Annotated in this window: 15 protein-coding genes; 1 reads left to right on the forward strand and 14 read right to left on the reverse strand. The window is 50.7% G+C overall.

Annotation, left to right across the window (positions count from 1 at the left end; genetic code table 11):
* Nucleotides 1-2: 2 nt before the first annotated feature.
* The 9 genes from hprK to H9Q79_RS10235 all read right to left on the reverse strand — a co-directional run bounded on the left by hprK (nt 3) and on the right by H9Q79_RS10235 (nt 15,356).
* The gene (gene hprK / locus H9Q79_RS10195) at nt 3-938 is read right to left on the reverse strand and encodes an HPr(Ser) kinase/phosphatase (RefSeq protein ID WP_118648447.1); all 936 of its coding nucleotides are present in this window, start codon (nt 936-938) and stop codon (nt 3-5) included.
* Nucleotides 939-1,004: 66 nt separating this feature from the next.
* A complete protein-coding gene (uvrC, locus tag H9Q79_RS10200; protein ID WP_118648455.1) occupies nt 1,005-2,849 on the reverse strand; it encodes an excinuclease ABC subunit UvrC in 1,845 nt (614 codons plus the stop codon).
* Between the two features lie 106 nt (nt 2,850-2,955).
* Complete coding sequence (gene ftsH / locus H9Q79_RS10205) at nt 2,956-4,875, reverse strand: ATP-dependent zinc metalloprotease FtsH (protein ID WP_249328217.1); 1,920 nt, start codon at nt 4,873-4,875, stop codon at nt 2,956-2,958.
* Between the two features lie 186 nt (nt 4,876-5,061).
* On the reverse strand, nt 5,062-6,480 hold the full coding sequence (gene hydG / locus H9Q79_RS10210; RefSeq protein WP_249329706.1) for a [FeFe] hydrogenase H-cluster radical SAM maturase HydG: 1,419 nt from the start codon (nt 6,478-6,480) through the stop codon (nt 5,062-5,064).
* A 141-nt stretch (nt 6,481-6,621) separates the two neighbouring features.
* The gene (locus H9Q79_RS10215) at nt 6,622-7,230 is read right to left on the reverse strand and encodes a DUF6553 family protein (protein WP_118648445.1); all 609 of its coding nucleotides are present in this window, start codon (nt 7,228-7,230) and stop codon (nt 6,622-6,624) included.
* Between the two features lie 135 nt (nt 7,231-7,365).
* Nucleotides 7,366-9,225, reverse strand: a complete 1,860-nt coding sequence (locus tag H9Q79_RS10220) for a putative bifunctional diguanylate cyclase/phosphodiesterase (RefSeq protein ID WP_118648453.1) — start codon at nt 9,223-9,225, stop codon at nt 7,366-7,368.
* Complete coding sequence (locus H9Q79_RS10225; protein WP_249328219.1) at nt 9,225-11,159, reverse strand: sensor domain-containing diguanylate cyclase; 1,935 nt, start codon at nt 11,157-11,159, stop codon at nt 9,225-9,227. Before H9Q79_RS10225 ends, H9Q79_RS10220 begins: the two co-directional genes overlap by 1 nt.
* A gap of 36 nt (nt 11,160-11,195) precedes the next feature.
* Nucleotides 11,196-13,601 carry a hybrid sensor histidine kinase/response regulator gene (locus tag H9Q79_RS10230; protein WP_118648443.1) on the reverse strand — a complete coding sequence of 802 codons (2,406 nt, stop codon included), beginning with the start codon at nt 13,599-13,601 and terminating at the stop codon, nt 11,196-11,198.
* A 39-nt stretch (nt 13,602-13,640) separates the two neighbouring features.
* The gene (locus tag H9Q79_RS10235; RefSeq protein ID WP_330596794.1) at nt 13,641-15,356 is read right to left on the reverse strand and encodes an FUSC family protein; all 1,716 of its coding nucleotides are present in this window, start codon (nt 15,354-15,356) and stop codon (nt 13,641-13,643) included.
* A gap of 171 nt (nt 15,357-15,527) precedes the next feature.
* Between H9Q79_RS10235 and H9Q79_RS10240 the strand changes: the two genes are divergently transcribed.
* Nucleotides 15,528-16,943, forward strand: coding sequence for a GntR family transcriptional regulator (locus H9Q79_RS10240; protein WP_249328220.1), 1,416 nt, complete (start codon nt 15,528-15,530; stop codon nt 16,941-16,943).
* A gap of 148 nt (nt 16,944-17,091) precedes the next feature.
* Here H9Q79_RS10240 and ltrA read toward each other — a convergent pair whose 3' ends face one another.
* The 5 genes from ltrA to H9Q79_RS10265 all read right to left on the reverse strand — a co-directional run bounded on the left by ltrA (nt 17,092) and on the right by H9Q79_RS10265 (nt 23,176).
* Complete coding sequence (gene ltrA, locus H9Q79_RS10245) at nt 17,092-18,372, reverse strand: group II intron reverse transcriptase/maturase (RefSeq protein WP_118648862.1); 1,281 nt, start codon at nt 18,370-18,372, stop codon at nt 17,092-17,094.
* Nucleotides 18,373-18,900: 528 nt separating this feature from the next.
* Nucleotides 18,901-20,112, reverse strand: a complete 1,212-nt coding sequence (locus H9Q79_RS10250) for an ABC transporter permease (protein WP_249328221.1) — start codon at nt 20,110-20,112, stop codon at nt 18,901-18,903.
* Nucleotides 20,109-20,780: an ABC transporter ATP-binding protein gene (locus H9Q79_RS10255; protein WP_249328222.1), complete on the reverse strand. Its 672-nt coding sequence runs from the start codon at nt 20,778-20,780 to the stop codon at nt 20,109-20,111. The genes H9Q79_RS10250 and H9Q79_RS10255 overlap by 4 nt, the downstream gene beginning before the upstream one ends.
* Before the next feature lie 11 nt (nt 20,781-20,791).
* The gene (locus H9Q79_RS10260; RefSeq protein ID WP_249328223.1) at nt 20,792-21,310 is read right to left on the reverse strand and encodes an efflux RND transporter periplasmic adaptor subunit; all 519 of its coding nucleotides are present in this window, start codon (nt 21,308-21,310) and stop codon (nt 20,792-20,794) included.
* A gap of 9 nt (nt 21,311-21,319) precedes the next feature.
* A complete protein-coding gene (locus tag H9Q79_RS10265; protein WP_249328224.1) occupies nt 21,320-23,176 on the reverse strand; it encodes an efflux RND transporter periplasmic adaptor subunit in 1,857 nt (618 codons plus the stop codon).
* Between the last annotated feature and the right edge of the window lie 64 nt (nt 23,177-23,240).

Below are 23,240 nucleotides of genomic sequence, written 5' to 3' on the forward strand. Positions count from 1 at the left end.
TCTCAGATGTCTCCTCTTTTCTTGGCAAGGTTCGCCTGGACTCTCTTATAGAGCTCCTGTGCCGCATTATAGCCCATCTTTTTCTGACGATGGTTGACAGCGGCAGTCTCGACGATAATTGCCAGATTCCGTCCGGGACGGATGGGAAGGGAATGACAGACCACCTTATTGCCCAGGAACTCCGTATATTCCTCCTCCAGACCAAGACGGTCATATTCTTTATTCTTATTCCACTCCTCAAGCTTAATCACCAGATCGATGGAATGAGTATTCTCAACACTCTCCACGCCAAACAGGGTTTTCACGTCTATGATTCCTATCCCCCGCAGTTCGATGAAATGCCGGGTGATATCCGGCGCCGTCCCCACCAGGGTAATATCGCTCACCTTGCTGATCTCAACCACATCATCGCTGACCAGACGGTGACCTCTCTTGAGCAGCTCCAGAGCTGCTTCGCTCTTTCCGATGCCGCTTTCACCCATAATCAATACGCCTTCACCGAACACATCGACCAACACCCCGTGTATCGATATGGTAGGCGCCAGCTGCACATTCATCCAACGGATGATCTCCGCGGTAAACGCAGAGGTACTTTTATCCGTACAAAAAGTGGGAACGCTGTATTTTTTCGCCAGTTCCAGCAATTCCTCCCCTGGCTGGGTAAGGGTAGTAAATATCACACAGGGAATCTCCTTAGAGACAAACGCCTCATAAGCTGCCCGGCGTGTCTCCATATCCAGATGCTGCAGATAAGTGTACTCTACATAACCGATGATCTGAATCCTTTCATTGGCAAAATGCTCAAAATAGCCGGTCAACTGCAAGGCCGGGCGGTTAATCTCCGGTATAGTGATCTTGCAGTCTGTCATATCAATTTCCGGGGTCATATTCCGAAGATTCATGACCTCCACCAGCTTTGTTAACGAGATAGATTTCATACCCTTCTCCTTATCCTTTTACTCCTTTGAGTTATGAGCCCATTGTAGCATATTCCCACGGGCACTTCAACCTTCATGGTTCTCAGATTTGTGGAAATAATCATAGACTGACCTGGCTGCTCTTTCGTTCATGGAAGGCAGTTTCCTCAGCTCCTCCAGGCCGGCATTTCTGATTTCATCCAGGCTCTGATAATGGCGCATCAGTTCTTTCCTCCGGCCGGGACCAATCCCCGGAATGTCGTCCAGGACGGAATGCACCTGCCCTTTACTCCGCAGCAGACGGTGATATTCTATGGCAAAACGATGGGCCTCATCCTGAATCCTCGTGATCAGATGAAATCCCTCCCCGTTCCTGTCAATGGGTATCTCACAGTTGTTAAAATAGAGCCCTCTGGTCCGGTGATTGTCATCCTTGACCATTCCGCAGACCGGAATCTGCAGCCCCATTTGGTTCAGCACCTCTAACGCCACATTCACCTGGCCCTGGCCGCCGTCCATCATGATCAGATCCGGCAGCTTTTCGAATCCGCTGTCCGCGTCTATCCCCCTCTGAAAGCGTCTGCTCAGGACTTCCTCCATGCTCGCATAATCATTCGGGCCTTCCACGGACTTAATCCGGAACTTCCGGTAATCCGCGCGCTTGGGCTTACCCTTTTCATAGACGACCATGGAGCCTACAGACTGAAACCCGCTGATGTTGGAAATGTCATAGGCCTCTATCCGTTCCGGCGGCTCCATGGAAAGCCATCTTCCGATTTCCTTCACCGCACCGATGGTCCGCCCTTCTTCTCTCTTTAAGCGTTCCCTGTCCTGGTTCAAAATAATCTGCGCATTGTGCGCCGCCAGCTCCACCAGTTTTTCCTTAGAGCCTTTTTTCGGCACCTTAATGTGAACCTTCTGCCCCCGCTTCCGGCCCAGCCACTCCTCCAGCACCTCATGATCCTCAATCTCATCGGACAGCATCAGTTCCCTGGGAATAAATGGAGTTCCCGCATAGAATTGTTTCAGAAAGCTCAGGAGCACGCCGCTCCGTTCTTCACCGGCGGCGACACGAAGATAAAAATGATCTCTTCCGATCAGCTTCCCGTCCCGTATGAAGAATATCTGCGCCACTGCATCTTCCCGGTCCAGAGCCAGGGCCACCACATCCCGGTCCTCGCCGGAACTGCCGGTGATCTTCTGATGCTCCCCAATCCTTCTGACACTTTCAATCAAATCCCGGTACTCACAAGCCTCCTCAAAACGCAGCTCCTCTGAGGCCTGCTCCATTTTAACCGTCAGCTCCTGTATCACTCCCTGGAAATTCCCGTTGAGAAAATTCAGCGCGTCATCCACCTGTTGTCTGTACTCTTCAGGGGTGATCCATCCCTGGCAGGGCGCTTTACACTGATGGATGTGATAATACAGGCAGGGCCGTTCTTTCCCCTGATCCGCGGGGAGCTTCTTACTGCAGGCCCGCAGGCAGTACAGCTTTCTCACCAGATCAATGGTTTCCTTAACCGCTCCCGCGCTGGTATACGGCCCGAAATATTTTGATTTGTCCTTTTTCATCCGCCGGGCGAACAGCACCCGGGGGAACTCCTCCTGTACCGTCACCTGTATAAAAGGATAGGATTTGTCGTCCTTAAGCATGGTGTTGTATTTCGGGCGGTATTCCTTGATGAGATTACACTCCAGAACCAGCGCTTCCAGCTCAGAATCCGTCACGATATATTCAAAGCGCGCGATCTGAGGCACCATCTGTTCAATCTTGAGCCCCTTGTTCCTGCTGCTCTGAAAATACTGGCGCACTCTGTTTTTCAGGCTGACCGCCTTTCCGACATATATGATTTCATCCTTCGCATTATGCATCAGATAGACCCCGGGCCTGGCGGGAAGTTTCTTCAGTTCTTCATCTATATTGAAAGCCATATTCCTCCTCCTTCCGATCGGTCCGGTCCCGGCAGAATCCTGCTGAAACCACGAGAAAATGAGAGCCGCCGCAATCATTCTGCAGCAGCTCCTCAACATCTCTGTTCTACTCAGCCATCAATTCCGTCTCCCTGTCCGGGATATTTCCGGCACCTTCATCCGGCTTTCTGTCAGCCTGAACTTCATGAAAAATCTCCATGAATTCTTTTCCGGTTATGGTTTCCCGCTGGATCAGGAAGTCGGCTATTTTGTCCAGGGCATCCCGGTTATCCGCCAGCAGCTTTTTGGCCTGTCCATAGGCTGCCTTAAGCACCTCCATGACCTCATGGTCAATCTCTGTGGCCGTGGCGTCGCCGCAGTTCAGATAGGTGCGCCCTTCCAGATACTGATTCTCCTGTTCTGCCAGTCCCATCAGCCCAAATTTCTCAGACATGCCGTACTGGGTAATCATGGCCCTCACCACCTTAGTCGCCCGCTCAATGTCATTGGCAGCTCCCGTCGTCACATTATCAAATACCAGCTCCTCAGCAGCGCGGCCTGCCAGCAGGCCCACGACCATGGCTTCCAGCTCTTTTTTCGTATTCAGATATTTCTCTTCCTCCGGCACCTGCATCACATATCCCAGCGCCCCCATGGTCCTGGGCACAATTGTGATCTTCTGGACAGGCTCGGAATCTTTCTGCAGGGCGCTGACCAGCGCGTGTCCCACCTCATGGTAGGATACGATCCTGCGCTCTTCCTGACTCAGAATGCGGTCCTTCTTCTCCTTGCCGACCAGAACGATCTCCACCGCTTCAAACAGATCCTTCTGGGATACCGCATTGCGGCCGTTCTTGACAGCCAGAATAGCTGCCTCATTGATCATATTCGCCAGGTCGGACCCCACGGCTCCGGAGGTTGCCAGCGCGATGGCGTCGAAATCCACCGTTTCATCCAGAAGAACCTTCTTGGCATGTACCTTCAGGATATTCACCCGCCCCTTCAGGTCCGGGCGATCCACTATAATCCTCCTGTCAAACCGGCCGGGCCTCAGCAGCGCCGGGTCCAGAACCTCCGGCCTGTTGGTGGCAGCCAGGATCAATAGCCCCTTTGAACTGTCAAACCCATCCATCTCCGCCAGAAGCTGGTTCAGGGTCTGTTCTCTCTCGTCATTTCCTCCATAGCGGGTGTCTCTTGTCTTGCCGATAGCATCTATCTCATCAATGAATATGATACAGGGCGCGTTCTTCTTGGCTTCCTCAAAGAGATCCCTGACACGGGAAGCGCCCACACCCACGAACATCTCCACGAATTCCGATCCGGACAGGGAGAAGAACGGCACATGGGCTTCTCCAGCCACTGCTTTGGCCAGCAGCGTCTTTCCTGTTCCAGGCGGCCCCACCAGCAGCGCGCCTTTGGGCAGCTTGGCGCCGATGGCCACATATCTCTCCGGATTGTGGAGAAACTCTACCACCTCCTGAAGCGATTCTTTGGCCTCATCCTGGCCTGCCACATCCTTAAAGGTTATTCCTGTCTCCTGCTGGATGTACGCCTTTGCCTTACTTTTGCCCACACCCATCATTCCGCCGCTCTTATTCATATAGCGCATGATCAGGTTCATGCCCACAACCAGCAGAAGGATGGGAAGAGCAATGCTGAATATGGTAGACAGGACCGCCGAAGTCATATCCGGAGTCTTCTTGGAGTACTCCACATCATGTTTATCCAGCAGTTTGCCCAGTTCATTTTCATCGCCGACCAGAGTTACAGAATACGTGAGAGTCATCCCCTCCACCTTCTGTTCCTTCGGCGTTATGACCAGCGTGTCCGAATCAATTACAACCTTACGGACCTGATCCTCTTCTACCATCTCCACAAATTTATCATAGGTAATCTCTTTTGATGCCGGCTGACCGGAAAAATTGCTGTACAAACCGAAAAACAGCAGGCTGATCAGAAGACAGATCATAACCATCAGAAGCGTCTGTTTATTCTTCGGGCCGTTCTGATCCTGATTGTCCTTCTGGTTCTTTGGTTCTTGATCCATTCTTTTCCTCCAGTAATGCGCTCATGCAAATGCTTTCCGCCCGCGCACAATCTATTCATAATAACCCTGACGGGCGGGGGAACCACTCACTCTGTCCCTTTCACTAACTGCACAAAATATATTATAAGTGAAAACCTGTGTTTTATCAACCTTCGTTTTCAGGCAGGCCAAACGGCTCAGCGGCCATTAAAAGCGGAAATCTCTCTGTCCGTTCCGAATATTCTCCAGATTCCGTACCAGGATCTCCCGTGTCTTTTCCCTTGGAACATTGGGAATCTCTTTTCTGATCAGCGCTTCTCCAACGGCCTTCGTCTCTGGCGACGCATAGTCTTCCAGATACTCCTGGAGAGTCATCAGCGCATTGGGATGGCAGCAGTTCAGAATCTGCTGCTGTTTGCACAGGCTCATAAAACGGTCTCCCGTCCTGCCTTCACGGTAACAGGCCGTACAGAAGGAGGGGATATAGTCCATGTCCATCAGCCACCTAACCACCTCGTCCAAAGTCCGGTTATCGCTGACGTCAAACTGTTCAGAACGGGCATCCTCCGGCTCCGGCTCACAATATCCGCCCACGCTGGTCCTGGAAGCTCCGCTGATCTGGGAAATGCCGTATCGGATCACCTTTTCCCGGCATTCCTTCGACTCTCTGGTGGAAATGATCATGCCCGTATAGGGCACAGCCACGCGGATACAGGCAATGATCTTCGCGAAAATATCATCACTGATCCCGTTGTCGAATACACCCGGATCAATATCATCCGCGTGTTTGATCCGCGGCACGCTGATCGTATGCGGCCCCACTCCGAAAGCCGCCTCCAGATGCTCCGCATGCATCAGCAGGCCCGCAAATTCATACCGGTACAGCTCCAGGCCGAACAGGACGCCCAATCCCACATCATCAATACCACCCTCCATGGCGCGGTCCATAGCCTCCGTATGATAATTATAGTCATGCTTCGGTCCGGTAGGATGCAGCTTTTCATAGCTTTCTTTATGATATGTCTCCTGGAACAGGATATACGTGCCGATCCCGGCTTCCTTCAGCTTCCTGTAATTCTCCACTGTGGTCGCGGCTATATTCACATTCACCCGCCGGATGGAACCATTTTTATGCTTAATGCTGTATATGGTCCGGATACTCTCCAGAATATATTCTATGGGATTGTTCTTCGGGTCCTCGCCCGCTTCGATGGCAAGCCGTTTATGCCCCATATCCTGAAGGGCAGTCACCTCCCTCCGGATCTCCTCCTGAGTCAGCTTCTTTCTGGCAATATGGCTGTTCTTCTGATGATAAGGGCAGTAGACACATCCGTTGATGCAATAATTGGACAGATATAACGGCGCAAACATGACTATCCGGTTGCCGTAAAAATCCTTCTTGATCTGTTCAGCCAAAGCATAGATTTCTTCATTCAGGCCGGGAAGCTCGCAGGCCAGAAGCACAGACGCTTCCCGGTGAGTCAGCCCTTTGCGCAGACTGGCCTTTTCCAGGATCTCCCGGATCAGCGCTTCATTCCCCTTGTTCCTTTCGGCAAAAGCCAGGGTATCCATGATCTCTTCATGATTTATAAAATTATCCGCGCATTTTGATTTTGGATCATACATTTTGACTCCTCCTTCTGTCTTCAGCACCTCATGAAACTGTGCAAACTTTTTCATAATCCACACTTCCGGTTATTCTTCGGTGTGAAACATGAGACAGGCAGCCCATAGATATGCGGCTGCCTGTCCTAACATCCTGTGAGATCAGCGGGCTGTTCCTTCAATCAGCGCTTCCAGCACACCTCTTTCCTTCGGAAATACCGCATAGAAGGTGTCCGTAGCCGCTTTTGTAAAAATACGGAAAACATCAACCGTATTTGTAATCTGAGGAATTTCATATGCCAGCGTATACACGTCTTTCGCTATTTTATTAACCAGAGAAGAATCTTTCATACGCCCGATCCCCAGCAGGATTGATGAGTATGATTTATCGTCCTTGCAAAGCTTCAGATAGAGCCGGGTCATATTGCACAGTTCCTGGTACAGAACCTTCTCGCCGGCTTCCCCGTATTCCCTGGCAATATCCACGCCCCAGTCCTTCAGGATCTGATCCTTTTCTTTGTTGTAATTCTTCTTGCTGAAAAAACCTTTGGAAGAATGTTTCAGATAATACATAGACATCCAGCCCCGGATGTAGTGATCCACTTCCGCCGTCTCTTTTGCCTGCCTGCTGTATCTGACCTCCCAGAGCTTGGTGCGCAGTTCATTCTCCGGGGTCATTCCCTCTTCTTCAATTCCCTCATCCAGAATCTCTTTTCTCTGTTCTTTATCAACTTCCAGGTAGTATTGCTCCACCCAAGTTGTCTCTCTCATCACTGTAACCTCCTGTTTTCCGCCAAACCAAATGTACACATTCTACAATAGTGTATATATTTTATCATATTATGCCGGATAAAACAACTTTGTTTTGAAGGACTTACAGCGGCCGGCTGCAGATTTTGTAACAGGTCATACGCCGGGGGATCGTTCCGCGATCAGCTTTTCATAGTCCTCCTGCGGCATCGGGCGGTAAAATACATAGCCCTGGACATAATCACAGCCGGCCTTACGCAGGTATTCCACCTGGCCGGGAGATTCTACCCCTTCCGCCACAATCCGGATATGAAATTTATGCACCAGCTCAATAATTCCCTGTACCACGGCCATATCCCGCTCCGGGTTATCATCAGATGTAAAGAAGAAGCGGTCAATCTTCAATATATCCACCGGGAGAGATTTCAACAGGCTCAGCGAAGAATATCCTTTTCCAAAGTCATCAATTGAACAGGCAAACCCGGCCTCTCTCAGGCGCTTCACAATCCGCAGAAGCAGCGCGGAATTATCAATCGCAATTGATTCTGTAAATTCAATCTCCAGGAGCTCCGGCGGTATCTGATATTTATCTCTGATTTCCACATATCGTTCCACAAAATTTTGGTCATAAAACTGCAGCCTGGAGACGTTGACCGATACAGGCAGAACCCTGCCGCCCTCCTCCATTCTCTTCCTCTGAAAACGGCATACTTCCTCGAACACGTAACGGTCCAGGCGGTCAATCATATACTTGCTTTCAAATACAGGAATAAACTGGTCAGGTACGATTATTTTCCCGTCCTTCGTCTTCCAGCGTACCAGAGCTTCCGCGCAGGCGACCCTTCCCGTCTTAAGTTCCACCTTCGGCTGATAGTACACTGTGAATTCCCGCCGGTCCAGAGCCTCCAGCATCCGGCTCTCCACGTCCTTTTCCTCTCTCAGCCGGTTACGGATGTTCTCGTTGTAATAGACGTAATTGGCGTTTGTCCCGTTTTTCACTGTTTTCCGGGCAAAATTCGCCCGGTCTAAAAAACCGTCAATCTTCAAATCTTCAATCACATCCTCCACACAGCAGATTCCACAACTGGTGGGAACTGTCTGCCGGTCAAAGGAATTATGCATGTAGAACGTGATCCTCTCATCGGCTGCACGCTGGCGGTCCGCCACCTCTCCTTTTTCCTGGTAATGCAGCAGCAGGACAAAATTGTCCGCCGAAACCCTTCCGCACAATTCTCCCTCACGCAATCCGCCGGACAGTATTTCTCCGTATTTTTTCAGGATGCTGTCCCCATAATCATATCCAAACACATCATTAATATATTTAAAATCAGAAAAATCCGTATAAACGACTGCCATCCGTTCCTTTGCTCCGGCATCCAGCAGCTTCTGCGCTTCTTCCTTGAACGCGTCAATGCGGTACACGCCAGTCAGGACATCCCTCTGTGTCAGATCGCTGAGCCTGGAATTCATATCCTCCAACCGCAGGATTTTTTTAGAAAATGCCCAGAGAATAAACAGCCAGGTTAACAGAATAATCCCCAGCATTACCGCACAGATCACCAGAAGGATACGGGTCCGCTGTGACGTATATTCATCCGCTGCAAAGACCGTGTTATTGGCCTGCTCAAAATATTCTTCACTGAGGGCCAGCAGCTCTTCTCCATCACTTCCGCCACTCCGGTAATTCTTAATCTGGTCTTTAATAGAATCCCACATCTGATACAACTCATTCAGATTCTTCCGGTAATTCTCATCCTTCGGAAGCGGAAGCCCATATTTTCCCTTTCCGGTTGTGAGTTCTTCCAGTATTCCATCCAGATATCCGATCAGCGGATCGCTGAGCCTGTCTTCCAGCTCCAGTTTCACAAGACGCTGGGACGCGCCGCGGACAATCCCCACATAATTGATTAAACGGCCGTAATGTTGAAACTGGATCACAATGTTAAGCGTAAATCCACCAAACAGCATGAGCAATGTGAATAAAATCACCAGCCCTTTTTTTAAAAAATGTCTCATCATGCACCCCCGCCGGAATATGATTCATCCGATACAATCACATACCGGTTCCTGCCCCGTTTTTTCGCCTCATACAAAGCATGGTCTGCCCGCTTATACATTGTCTGAAATTCTGTCTTTTCTCCCTGGATCAAAGCCACGCCGATGCTCGCGGTGACCTTCCAGCCGCCCGCTTCCTCCGCGTTCATATGGCGCAGGGCTGTAACCAGCCTTTCCGCACGTTCTTCCGTTAGCCTTCTGTTGGGCACAGGCATAAACGCTACAAATTCATCTCCACCGATCCGTCCCACGATATCCTCTTTCCGGAACTCTTCCCGCAGAGTCCGGGCAAACTCTGCAAGCACTGCATCGCCGGCGGCGTGTCCCAGATGGTCATTAACCGCTTTGAAATGATCAATATCCAAAATAAAGAAAGCAAATGTTCCTTCCGGCCTGTGTTCTAACAAGCGCCGCACATGCTCCTGGGCCGCCACCTTGTTGTACAGACCTGTCAGGGGGTCTTTCTGCATCTGCCCCATCATATAGAGCTCCCGCCGTTTTTCTTCATCAATGTTCTGGCGGTATACCATCATACGGACCGAATTGTCCTCTTCCCAATAAAAAATATGAGCGCTGATGCGCATCCAGTAATATGTCTCTCCATCAGAGGTTATCATAAAGTCATACCTCAGATTCCCCTTGCCATTTTCATAGGTCTTAAGTACATGTTCCGGACTGAAGGTTTCCAGATACCCTTCCCGGTGTTCCTCTTTAATCTGTTTCTCCGCGATAATGCGCAGTGCCTTATCATATGCTACGTTCGAGGGCGCCCCCAATTCTTCAAAATAATGGGCTGTCGCCTCACTGGCCGCCCGGTTATGTGTGATATCTATCTCATAGATATTCTCGTAGAACTGTTCGGTCGCCTGCCGGAATACAGTCTGGTGCTCCTCTTCCGCCGCCGTGACCAGTTCTATGAGCTTCCGGTTATACCGTCTGATTACGGTGGTAATAGTGACCAGAACCAAAAGGATCGTCACCGCCACGATCAAAACCTCCCGGAGCAGCTGTATTGTCAGCTTCTGATCCAGAGCTGTCGTGTCATGATCTATGATGAGAAACCAGTTCAGATTCACGATATACCGGCTAACCGCATAACCATTTCCCTTCTGCGATGAATACCATTGCTTCAGCACCTCTTCCCTGTTCCCGAGAATTGAAGCCCTGAGACTGGAAAAAGGGCTGGCCGCAAACAAATCACTCTCTCCTTCGTATTTGGTGCTGTCGCCGGAGATTTCCACATTCCCATTCCCGTCCACAAGGAACGCTCTGACTCCAAAATCACTCTCGTAGCTCTTCAGCAGCTCCTGCATGGAATCCACCCGGAATCCCACGCCGACTACACCTATCGTCTCACCGTCGCTGCCTGCGATCCGGCAATTGATAAAGACAGTCACCTCATTACCTGCACCGCCTACCTGATCATTGTCAATCTGAATCCCATAGTCTTCATCACTGGCTAAAAAATCATAAAACCAGACATTTTCCGGCTCTCCCTCTTCCAGAATTCTGTCGAGACCGTCAAAGTAATAATACCTTTTTGTCTGGACAGATGCAAGGAATACCGAATCATAGCTGTACTTATCCCTGTAAGTTCCCAGATAATCCCGCATGGTACCGGTAAATTCCGGATCCTCCAGATGTTGGATCTCACCATCCAGAAAGTCCCTGAGCAGGCTGTCATTGGCCATGGTCAGCGATATGTTGATGGGTTTTGTAAAGATTGAATCAATTTGATGGTAAATCCCTTCCGATGTCAGTTCAGACACCCTTTCTACATCCTTACGGAATATCCCCTGGTTAGACCTGTAGCTGATAAACGATGTCACCAGGAAACCAATAATGATGACAGCACAAACCGCAAAATTAGTCCGAAACAAAACATTTTTTTTCATAACTGCCCTCTCCCCAGCCCCGTTTATGTACAAAAACTATTCAGCCTTGCCCAGCCATTTCTGCAGCACCTGCTGCAACTGGTTAACCTCTACAGGCTTCGCAAGATGGCCGTTCATTCCGGCATCCTTCGTCCTCTGCCGGTCATCTGCAAAAGCGCTGGCCGTCATGGCTATGATTGGAACCGTAGCTGCATCCCTCCGCGGAAGCGCCCGTATACATACCGTGGCAGCACAGCCGTCCATCACCGGCATCTGCATATCCATAAAAATCAAATCATAAGTACCCTCCTCCGAAGCCTTCATCATATCCACCGCTTTCTTACCGTTCTCTGCCGTATCCACCGTAACCCCGGTGCTGGATAACAGTTCCACCGCGATCTCCCTGTTCAGCTCATTATCTTCCGCCAACAGTATCCTGCTGCCCGGATAAGAACCGCTGACCGGCTGCTGGTTCACCGGTTCCTGCACATAACCCGCTACATATTGTTTTAATTTATAAATCAGGCTCGAACAAAACAGCGGTTTTGTTATGAAGCCATCAGCACCTGCTTTTTTAGCTGCATCAATCTGCTCCGACAGGTCATAGGCAGATATCATAATGACAGGCAGTTCATAGCCAACGCTTTCCCGGATCTTCCTGGTCGTCTCAATACCGTTCATTCCAGGCATCTTATAATCCAGGATGACTGCAAAATAATCCTGTCCGGCCGCGTGCACACGTCCGATCTCATCCAGTGCCGCTTTTCCATTCGTCAGCCACTTCGTTCTGATCCCGTAGCTTTCCAGACGTTCGCAGGTACTCTGGCAAATGGTTTCGTCGTCATCTACGATCAGAACCGATTTCCCGTATAAAACACTTTCATCGATCATCTCCTCCTGGACGCGTAGGCGGACAGAAGCGGTAAAACAGCTGCCCTGCCCATAGACGCTGTCTACCGTAATATCACCGCTCATCAGTTCTGCAATGCTCTTGCAGATAGACAGCCCCAGTCCTGTGCCCTGTATTGCCTGGATCTTTTCATCCTCCGCACGTTCAAATGGTTCAAAGATACGTTCCAGAAATTCCTGCTTCATACCGATTCCCGTATCTGTTACCATAAATTCATACTGGGCCGTGCCTTCCTGTCCGGAAGGAGTTTCCCTTATTTCCAGCAGAATACCACCATTGGACGGCGTATATTTTACCGCGTTGGACAGCAGGTTCAGGAGAAGCTGCTGCAGACGCTGCAAATCTCCCACAACCGTCTCATGGGTTACATGGTCTACATGTGATTTAAAAACCAGGCTCTTGTCATGAATCTGCGGCTGTACCATTGTGACAACTCCCTGAACAAGCTCCGCAAGGTTGACCTCTTCCTCCGCCAGGACGATCCGGCCACTCTCTATCTTAGACATATCCAACACTTCATTTATCAGGCTCAACAGGAGACGGGAAGACACTGAAATTTTCTTCAGGCAGTCTGTAATCCGCTCCGGATCATCTATGTGCGATGCCGCAATCGTGGTCATGCCCAGTATGGCGTTCATTGGCGTGCGGATATCATGGCTCATCCGGGACAGGAAATCTGATTTTGCCCTGTTCGCCTTCTCTGCCGCTTCCAATGCCTCTTTTAAAGCAATTGTCTGATCTGTAAGCCTTTTTTGCATTTCTCTCAGCTCTGTCACATCGGTAATATCTATAAAGATAGCCAGATAAACAGGATCACCGTTCTGCCAGTCAATACAGGTAGCATTCACCTGCAGCCACAGCTTCTGCCCCTTCAGGTTCTTCACATGTATTACGAACTGAAGCTGATCTCCCCTGGGCACGCTGTCTTTTTGTCTTCTGATTATTTCTATGTTGTCACTGAAGTTGCGCAGATACAAAGCATTTTGTTCCCTTTCAGCCTCATTCCCAAAATATTCTATAAATCTTGTGTTAGATTCCAGCAGATATATATGAAATTCACTGTCAATCCTGTATTTCGCCACCACTCCCGGCAAACTTTCATATGTTACCGACTGTTCCTTCTGAACCCGCATAAAATCATCAATATTGGTGATTACCGTATACGCCACCTGGAATCCGTCTACATATTCATCCGCAAACTGTGTGGAAAACTGCACCCAGATATAGTCCCCGCTTTTTCTTCTCATGCGCGTGACCAGCCTGTATCCGTTTTGCCCGGCACCGACTGCTGCAATTACTGTCTGGGTAAGCTGTTCCCACACCTCCTGATCGTCCTGATAATAAAGATCCGGACGGTTGTGAAAAATTGCTTCGTATTCATCCTTTGGCCATCCGATGAGCTGATAGTAAAAGTCATTGGCCCATATCAAAGTAAAATGCTCATCCATCAGATGTTTGCTCACGCTGGCTCCAAGGAGGCGCATCAGTGTATTGTATTCATAAGCTGCCGCCCTCTGTCCGTCCCTCTTTTCCACATCCTTTTTGTTTAACATATTAGTAATGCTCCTCCGCCTTCCCGGCTCAATGATCGATTAAATGGTGACAGGTCTGGCTCTGTGAGCCAGGCGGACAGCCTGCCTGCACTGTTCCAGCAGCCCCTTTGCGCCCTCCCAGTTAAGCTCGCTCGCATTCTGCATGAGTCTGTCCTCCTGCAGATGAGCCTGGATTACCAGGCTGTAATAGAGCTGTGGATCAGCCTGCTCTTTCCGGCACACCTCTGACAACAGCCTGGTTGTGGACACGTATTTTTTCCACAGCTGCCTGGTGGCTGTTTTTCTTTTAAACGGGAAAAACAAACAGTTGGCGGCTAAAGCCACCAGGATTCCCGCTCCGATATAGCCCAGCCGGATGAGCAGCATCCTTCCGACCAGTCCCCACCCAAATTTTCCCATAAAAACAGCACCCCCCAGGGCACCCACAGTAGAACAGGCAAAGGTAGCCGAATAATCAGAAAAATAAAACGAAAGATAACCTGATATCATCATCACGGCTGTTTTGCCGCCTGCCGTGGGAATGAGCGAATATACCACCACGCTGCAAACCCCTCCAATCAACGTAGCGATCAAGCGCTTGCCCGCCTTAGCACCCACATCATCCGCATAAGGCAGGGAAACCGAAGCTACTGTGAACAGCAGCCATTTCCCGTGCGGAAGCTGGAGAAGCTGTACTACCAGCGTACAGAGCGTCAGCAGACAGGATACCCTCAGGGCATATATGACTCTCACAGGGCTCACGTGCAGAGCGGCCTTCAGGCGGACTGTAAATGACATCAGCGTCTTGCGGCAGCTTTTCTTTTCCTCCGGAAGCGTCATCTTCAGCAGGTGGTCCGAGATGTACTGCAGGCATTGATAGAACCGGCCAGCTTCATCATCTCCCTGCGCGCAAAACCTGGAACGTGCCGGAAGCGTGAGCGACGTCCCTTTTCTCATCATAAAAGTACGGAAATTGGTTAGCTGAAAAGAGATTCTCCTCAGAAGTTCCTCCCGGCCAGGTGTAACCGGCCCTTCCATCTCATAGAGCAGAAGCACAAGATTTTCCAGTCCCTGTCCGGAATCGATCATTGCAAAGCCCGCGTCTGATATGCACAGCGCTTTTTTCCGACGTTCATAGACAATTTTGCTGAGCCTGCACAGATCACCTCTTAATTTCTCCGGATTCCTGGAAATATCTTTTCCGGACAGAATACCTTCGATACATGACTCCGCCTCATCAATCATGGCGGTCAGAACTTCCCGGGCCGTCTCTGCCACCCGATTCCGTCCGTTTACCAACTGATAGAGAATGATGCCGGCAGCGCCCGCGGCCGTACCCAGGAGGCGCTTGGGCAGCCCTTCCGGAGGGACAGGCGAGATAAACACTATGAACAGATAAGATAAAATATAGGGAAAATAGATATGACTGACATATTCATATGTATACGCATAGAGAATCAGAAAAATCATTGCCAGGTTCACCGGCACTGCCGCCAATGGGGGCACGGCAGCCACAAAGCAGGCCGCGGCAGCCATCAGTACCAGAATCAGCGCCTGGCACAGAAAATGTTTGACCGGGGCTCCTGTCAGATCCCGGACCATTGATGCAGACATCATGATTGTAAAAATGACGCCGACAATAGAATTTTCCATCCCAAAAACGAGCTGGAATACATTTACATAGATGATTATAAAAATAAAATTCAGAGTTGCATGCCGAAAATTCTTGTTAACGCTCTCCTTCATTCTGTCCCGTACCTTAAGCAGATTTTCCAAAATCAAGACCCCTTTCTAAACTCCCAACCTTGTTCACTATATTATCAGTTCATTATAACAAACCTCAATATCTTTTGCAATCTTAAACAGAGGGCAGTTTTCTCCTGCCGCTAAGGTGGCTTTCCCGCTGATGCTGTGTTATAATAAACCAGTTAAAAGGAGGAACTACCGTTGCAAACAGACAGCATGACAGAGATCATCTTTGATTTCTTCGCTTCACAGATTGAGTTTGGCTGTTATAAAGAGGGCGGCGCCCTTCCTTCCATCAGCCATATCAGCAGACAATTCCAGGTCAGCGCCCTGACCGTCCGCACCGCTCTTGCCAGACTGCGCGAAAGAGGCTATATAGAAACGCGGGAGCGGGTGCCCGCCACTGTCATTTATCAGCCCGCTGGGCATGCGGACCAGCAGAACGTCCCGTCCTTTCTGGCACGTAAAGAGGGGATCAATGATATTTGCCGTTTTTCGGGAATCGTCTTCAACCCAATCATACGTTTCTATTTTCAGAATCTGGATCTCGCCGCTATCAAAAAATTTCGCCGGCAGTTGAAGAAGGCAAGCGATTTTCCAGTCAGGCAAATTACTCATTTCTATGCGGTGACTATGCAATCCATGGAAAATCCTCTGGCGCTTAATCTCCACTGGGAGGTTGTGCGCTATCTCAGGCTTCCCTACCTGCAGCATTCTGCCGGTTCGGGCCAGATTGCATCCCAGGCTGCGCAGCAGCTGGACCAGGTGCTCGCGCTCATCCTGAAAGGCAGTCCCGGTGCGGCGGCTGATAAGATGCTGGAATATAACAGCAGAATCACGAAACTGTTTCTGCAAAACCGCTTCGATGAACTTGATGGCGGGCCTGCGGCAGAACAGCTTCCTTTCCGGTGGCAGATATACCGGGATCATCCCCAATTGTGCTATACCCTCGCCACAAAAATCATGAGCAGAATCAGCAGGCAGATCTATCATCCGGGACAGCTGCTTCCGTCCTGCCAGGCCATGGCGCGGGAATTCGGCGTGTCTCAGATCACTATGCGGCGCACCCTGGAGCTTCTCAGCGATATGCGCTCTACTGTGACTATCAATGGGGTCGGAACCAAAATCGCACCCAAAAATAATCCTGAACTGCCCAATTTCGCCCATCCCCAAATACAAAAAAGCCTGCTCCTGTCTCTGCGCGCCATGCGGCTTTGTGCCATCACCTGCAAAGATTTGGCCATACACGTTCTCTCGCCCATGGACGCCGACAGCTTCCGACCTCTCATCCATCTGCTGCAGGAGCACATCAGAGACCGGGCATATTATCTCACCGCTGAGACATGCCTGCGTTTTATCGGGGACAACAGCCCGTCTGCTTTTATCCGGGAAGTGTGCAGTCAGTTATACCACCTGCTGTTATGGGGACATGCGCTTCGGGCGTTCATTCAGCAATCTCCTGTCTGCAGTACCTATGAAGCTGCTGCTGCAGGGCTGCTGGAAAAAATCAGGAACCAAGACATCAGCGGCTTCGCTTCCCTGCTCTCAGAACTTTTCTTTTCCATGGAGGCATATACAGGAGATATCTTTCTCCATATAGGACTGGAGATTCGTTGAGCAGTCCTCTCCTCCGTACAAAGAGTTAGGCTTGCCGGACTATCGCGCTGGAGAGCGAATTAAATCGAGTAGGAGGTAGGCGATTATTTCGCCTACCGACCTCTCACACCACCGTGCGTACCGTTCGGTACACGGCGGTTCAATCAACTTAACAAGTAACCCGCCTTTCGGCGTAGTAGTCCTCCATAGATACAAGCCCAAACTTAGCCAGTCTCTCTTTACTGATACCGATGTGGAGATTCCAGCTTCTGCTCACTCTGGCATATCCCTTTGCATACGAAATACCATGCGCCCCACGCCGTAGCAGTCCGAGCTTGATAAGATTCTTTTCCCTGTTCTTAGGTGTTTTCCAGTGTTTCCAGATACACATTCGCATTCTAAAGCGGATATGCTTATCGAGCTTTCTACATAACCTTTTCATGCTTCCGATTTTGAAGTAATTAATCCATCCTCGTATCAGTTGGTTGAGTTTCTTCACCTTATAGGTGTTGCTGACTCCCCAACTCCTACATGTAAGTTTCTTCATTTGCTCCTTGAACTTTTCCACCGCTTTCGTGTGTGGTCTGGCTTTATATCCTTTGGCAAATGTGTCATAGTAAAATCCATACCCGAGATACTTTATGCCTTTCGGTTGATCCACCTTGCTCTTTTCGCCATTCACTTTGAGTCCGAGTTTATTCTCTATAAATCTCGTCACACTCTTCATGACCCGTTCCGCCGCCTGCCTGCTCCCGACCATGATGATGAGGTCATCTGCATACCTGACAAAATCCAGTCCCCTTGCTTCCAGTTCCTTGTCCAACTCGTTGAGCATGATGTTCGCTAATAATGGCGAGATATTCCCTCCCTGCGGTGTGCCGACTATTGTATCTTCATACTCATCGTCTATCATCACTCCGCTGGCCAGAAACTTTCTTACCACTGATATCACATCCCCGTCCTTTATGGTTCGTCCGATGATTGTCATCAGCTTGTCATGGTCTACTGTATCAAAGAACTTCGCAAGGTCGATGTCTACTATCCAACTGTGTCCGTCATTCATTATCTCCAGTGCTTTTAAGACTGCCTGCTGTGCGCACCGGTTTGGTCTGAATCCATAGCTGTGGTCATGAAACTGCTCCTCAAATATCGGAGTCAGCTCCTGTGCTACCGCCTGTTGTACAAAACGATCGGCCACCGTCGGCACTCCCAGGTTCCTTATTCCACCGTCCGGCTTCGGTATCTCCACTCTGCGTACCGGCTGCGGCTTATACTTTCTCGTCCGCAGCTGTTCCCTGATGTTTTCGCCGTTTTCCGAAAGGTATGGGCCTAGTTCTTCAACGGTCATTCCGTCTACCCCTGCTGCTCCTTTGTTCCTGACGACTTGCAGATATGCCGCATTAAGGTTTTCTTTGCTCAATATCTGCTCCATTAGACTACCTGTGTCCATGCGTTGTTTCCTTTCTGCCCCTTTTGCCTTTGCCGCCTTTGAAGTTATCGTCAGACGTTGCTCCGGCTACGAAGTGGAACGTACTTCAACTGATTGATTGTTCAGCCCTTCGCTCCATTCCCATTACAGGAACTTCCCCACTACTATGGCTTCTGCTGACTCCTCACTGTTCGCTGTTGCTACGGCTGATGAAACCGCCAGTGAGACCTCCCCAGTTAAGGTGCGCATTCTTTCTCTCCATGTCCCTGCCGCATTTACTCGTACTTCCGGCAACCTTTTGGACTTCAGTGCCTTTTGCCACCTTATCCGTATTTCCGAGCCTTATATGCGATTCCTGTCCGTCAGGTCAGAGATTTGCTCACAGCTTCTTTCAGATTCCGCCTCACGGCGGACACCCTTGCTGTTCGGCTATGTGCTTCGTCGTTGCCTACGCGCACTAGGGACTTTCACCCATTAGAATACGCCCATGCTGGGCAAACAAAACAGGCAGAAATCCATCTGCTGGATTTCTGCCTGTATCTTTCTCATTCATCCGGAATACCGCAATGCGTCAATCGGCTTCTTTCCCGCTGCCTGTCTGGCCGGATACCAGCCGAATACGGCACCTATGATCACGGAGAAGCCTGCGGCCACTCCTGCTGTCTGCCAGTTCATCTGAAAGCTCATGGCGTCTCCTATAACCATTTCTATAATTTGCAGGATCCCCAGAGATGAGCCGATCCCGATCACACAGCCTAGCAGACTGAGTATCAGCGCTTCCATCAGGAACTGGAACATGATCGAACCTCTGCCCGCCCCAATCGCCTTGCGGATCCCGATTTCCCTGGTCCGTTCCGTCACGGATACCAGCATGATATTCATAATGCCGATTCCCCCAACCAGCAGTGAAACCGCCGCTATGCCGCCCAGCATCAGCGCCATGATATTGCTGACATTTTGTGCGGCTTCCATGATATCTGACTGGTTCTGGATTGTAAAAGCGTCTTCATCACCCTTCAGCCGATTCAGCATGATTCTTTCCACAGCCTCTTCCGCTCCGTCCATCGATTCTTCTGAAACCGAGGACACATAGAACTGCGTTACATCTCTTATGGAATCAGACATACGGCACAGCGTCGTATAGGGGATATAGCCTTCCAGGCTCACAGTTGAAGTGCCGCTCTCTGAACTGCTGCCCATCGAAAGGCCCGAAGAAGAGCTTTCTTCCTCCAGCACTCCCACCACCAGGAATTTCTTTCCATCCAGTGACAGCGTCTCTCCTTCCGCATCCGCATGCCCGAAAAACTCCACCGCCGTATCTGACGTTATCACTACTACATAAGAGTGGTTATCCTGATCCGTGTTCTTCAGAAATCTGCCGTACCTGACCGCAAGATCCATGATCTGCGCATATCCTCCGGTCGTACCTGTCAGCGTCATGGTGCCGCTGGTGTATCCGCTTTTGGCTGTTACGCTGGAAGTGCCTGCAGGCGCCGCGGCGCCGATTTCCTCATCCGTTAACAACGTCGTAAATTCCGTATATGTGACAGGGTTCTCTTTATCGTCGCTGATGCGCACCGTCAGATAGTTAGATCCTATGCCGGAAATTTCATCCGCCACTGAGCTGGTAGCTCCCGACGCGATAGAGACCAGAACTACCAGGGCAACTACGCCTATGATTATTCCCAGCATAGTGAGAAAGGATCTGAGCTTGTTAGAACGTATGGCATTCCAGGACATTTTCAGGGTTTGTCTGATCATTCCGCCATCTCCTTTACCTGTCCGTCATGAATTGCAATTTTCCGGCCGGCTTCACCGGCCAGCTGCTGATCGTGGGTGATCAGCACAATCGTGTTTCCCGCATCGTGGAGCGTATGGAACAGATCCATGATATCCTCTCCCGTCTTTGAATCCAGATTGCCTGTCGGTTCGTCAGCCAGAAAAAGGGACGGATGGGTCACAAGCGCCCTGGCAATGGCCACTCTCTGCTGCTGCCCGCCGGACAGCTCCTGCGGCCTGTGATTCATGCGGTGCGTCAGCCGTACCCATTCCAGCGCCTCCTGTACCCGTTCTCTTCGCTCCTGTGTCCTGACATTCTGATAGATCAGCGGTAGTTCCACATTCTCCGCCGCCGTAAGCCTGGGCAGGAGGTTAAAGCTCTGGAATATAAACCCTATCTTCCGGTTTCTGATCCCGGACAGCTCTTTCTCCGAGTATTCCCCCACCAGAATATCGTCCAGAAGATACTCCCCTTCATCTGCCGTGTCCAGGCATCCGATAATATTCATCATCGTAGATTTACCACTGCCTGACGGGCCGACGATGCTGACAAATTCCCCTTGCCTGACTTCCAGATTCGCACGGTTCAGGGCATACAGCTTTTCTTCGCCGATCCGGTAAATTTTCGAGACATTTCTTAGTTGTATCATACCGGCCACCTCTACTTTCCGAAAGGCATTCCCTGCCCGCCCGCCATGATGTCCGGCATGTCGTCCGGCATGTCGCCTCCAAAGCCGCCCCCGCCGAAATCACCTTCTCCCGGCATCTGGCTGAAATCGAAACTGCCTATATTTCCGGACCCTGAATCTGTATTGCCGCTTTTTTGATAATATACCGTATCTCCTGCATCCAGCCCTTCCGTAATTTCTACGATATCGCCGTCAGACAGACCGGTAGTCACAGTCTTTTCACCGCTGAGATTCCCTTCGTCATCTTTTTCCGTATAGACAAAAGTTTCATTCCCCCGTTCCTGCAGCGCATTGACCGGTATTGTCACAACATTCTCTTTTTTCTCAATGACAATTGTCGCCGAAGCGTTCATCCCTTCTTTCATCAGCTCATCCTTTGGAATCGTGATTTCCACGGTGTATTTTGCCACTCCACCGCTGGCGCTGGCACTGGCGCCCACTTTTGTCACTGTTCCTGCAAAGCTCTTTCCTTCTATGGCATCCAGCGTCACTTCTGCCTCCTAGTCTTCTGATATCGAATTTATATCCAGCTCATCCACGTTTACTGATAATATCATTTCATCGCCGGACGCTATCGTAAAAGCTGTGATATCGGTGCTATCATCTGAAGAGCCGGACCCGCTGCCCGAAACAGTACCGCTCCCGCCGGATTCTGTTGCAGATGACGCCTCGCCTTGCACCGCCGCCCCTGTATTGTAAGTGTTAACAGCGTTCATATTTACAGCACCGGCGTCGCCGGAAACGCTGCCATTGCCGGAACTTCCTTTTTCCGATGACTGCTCTGTACCTGAACCGCCCTGCTGACTCTGATGATCCCCTGAATCTTCAGGCGTCTGCTGCTCCGTCTCTGTCTCCGGAAACGAAATCCGGAAACTCAGGCTGTTTTTGTCTTCAGATACAGTAATGCCCGAAATAACGCCAATCTCCACCGACAGAATGCTGTCCGCCCCGAAATAATACCCCTCGCCGGCAGTCAGTTCAATCTCTGCCGTATACACTGTAGCAGCCTGAAATTCCGTATCGTCCGGGGACCAGACAACCGTTCCGCTGTAACTGCCGTCTTCCGCCTGTATGCCGGCCACAGGCGTCTTCCCTTTTTCCGGCGCGGGTAGCGCAAGTATGTCTGCCGTGCCCGTTCCCGCACTTTTCACTGCCAGCCTGAGCTGAGTGCCTGCATCCTCCTCTCCCGGCTGCGGAAGCTCTGTGCCGGAAACGGATGTCAGCCGTGCCGTGCCAGCCTGGGCACTTCCGGTATATGATGACGCAAATGACGCGACTACAGCCTGGGAAGACCCACTCTGGCTTCCGGAAATACCGCTTCCGGAAATGTTGACACTGCTGACCGTCCCGTCGACTGCTGCTGTTATGGTACATGTCTTCGAGATCGTCAGCAGCTCCTGGAGAGTTGCAACAAGCGCTTCACGTTCTGCTGAAAGCTCTCTTCCCTTCACGGTCCGTGCATCGCTTTCCAGAACCATCAGCGTATCCCCGGCTTCCACCTCTTCATTTTCTGACACGCTGATCTCTGAAATCGTGCCCCCCGTCACAGTCACATCTATTTTCTGGTGAATATAAGTCAAACCGCTTCCAAGAACGGCGCCGTCCGATGCCGTCACCGTCACGGTTTCATTGTCACCGGCTCCCTCATCCGAAAATACAGTCACACAGCTCTGTCCGCTGACGCTTTCTACCGTGCCGTTCCATGTTGTCCCGTCAGCCTGGGACACCGTTACCGCATCCCCTTTTGCCGCACCGGCTCCATTATCCGTCGTCACAGCCATCTTGCCGTCTGCTGACAGCGCCATAATGGCACCATTCCCGACCATGCAGTCACCTGCGTCTGCTCCTGCGCTTCCATATATCACCTTTACTCTTCCCGAGACACCGGCCGTCACGGTAACTTCTGCAGTGGACTCTAAATTTTCCTGTATCTGTTCATCCAACTCTGAAATAGCCGACTGGACTTCTTCCATCGCGCCCAGCACCGAAGCCTCGCTGACCGTCGCCAGCGCGTCACCGGCGCTCACCTGATCCCCGCTTTCAACCAGCACATCTTCAATAACAAGGCCTGAGGGAATGTTCAGGGCCGAAGCCCCGCCCGCCTCCAGATTGCCGGTTCCCACAACCGTATTAGAAATATCTCCGGCCTCAGCCGCCACCTCATTAACCGTAATACCCAATGCCACCGCCGCTTTCCCGCTGCGGCCTGTCAGCACAATAAAAATGCCCGCGACGGCAGCCGCCCCCAGTGCTGTTGCCGCAATCATTACTTTTTTCTTTTTCGCATGCCGCTTCCGGCCGGACGGAACTGCGGCTGTCTCCTTCTGCTCCTTCTTGATCTGCCCTTTTTTCCTCATGAAGATTCCTCCTGAATTTCTGATTCTGCCCAGCGCCCGCCTGGGGCACTGTTTATATTGTAGA

The sequence above is a fragment of the Wansuia hejianensis genome (assembly GCF_014337215.1).
Classification (GTDB): domain Bacteria; phylum Bacillota; class Clostridia; order Lachnospirales; family Lachnospiraceae; genus Scatomonas; species Scatomonas hejianensis.

Excerpts from the sequence above, each read along its gene's own strand:
- hprK (WP_118648447.1), bottom strand. The coding sequence starts at position 938 with ATGAAATCTATCTCGTTAACAAAGCTGGTGGAGGTCATGAATCTTCGG.
- uvrC (WP_118648455.1), bottom strand. The coding sequence starts at position 2,849 with ATGGCTTTCAATATAGATGAAGAACTGAAGAAACTTCCCGCCAGGCCC.
- ftsH (WP_249328217.1), bottom strand. The coding sequence starts at position 4,875 with ATGGATCAAGAACCAAAGAACCAGAAGGACAATCAGGATCAGAACGGC.
- hydG (WP_249329706.1), bottom strand. The coding sequence starts at position 6,480 with ATGTATGATCCAAAATCAAAATGCGCGGATAATTTTATAAATCATGAA.
- H9Q79_RS10215 (WP_118648445.1), bottom strand. The coding sequence starts at position 7,230 with ATGAGAGAGACAACTTGGGTGGAGCAATACTACCTGGAAGTTGATAAA.
- H9Q79_RS10220 (WP_118648453.1), bottom strand. The coding sequence starts at position 9,225 with ATGAGACATTTTTTAAAAAAAGGGCTGGTGATTTTATTCACATTGCTC.
- H9Q79_RS10225 (WP_249328219.1), bottom strand. The coding sequence starts at position 11,159 with ATGAAAAAAAATGTTTTGTTTCGGACTAATTTTGCGGTTTGTGCTGTC.
- H9Q79_RS10230 (WP_118648443.1), bottom strand. The coding sequence starts at position 13,601 with ATGTTAAACAAAAAGGATGTGGAAAAGAGGGACGGACAGAGGGCGGCA.
- ltrA (WP_118648862.1), bottom strand. The coding sequence starts at position 18,372 with ATGGACACAGGTAGTCTAATGGAGCAGATATTGAGCAAAGAAAACCTT.
- H9Q79_RS10250 (WP_249328221.1), bottom strand. The coding sequence starts at position 20,112 with ATGATCAGACAAACCCTGAAAATGTCCTGGAATGCCATACGTTCTAAC.
- H9Q79_RS10255 (WP_249328222.1), bottom strand. The coding sequence starts at position 20,780 with ATGATACAACTAAGAAATGTCTCGAAAATTTACCGGATCGGCGAAGAA.
- H9Q79_RS10265 (WP_249328224.1), bottom strand. The coding sequence starts at position 23,176 with ATGAGGAAAAAAGGGCAGATCAAGAAGGAGCAGAAGGAGACAGCCGCA.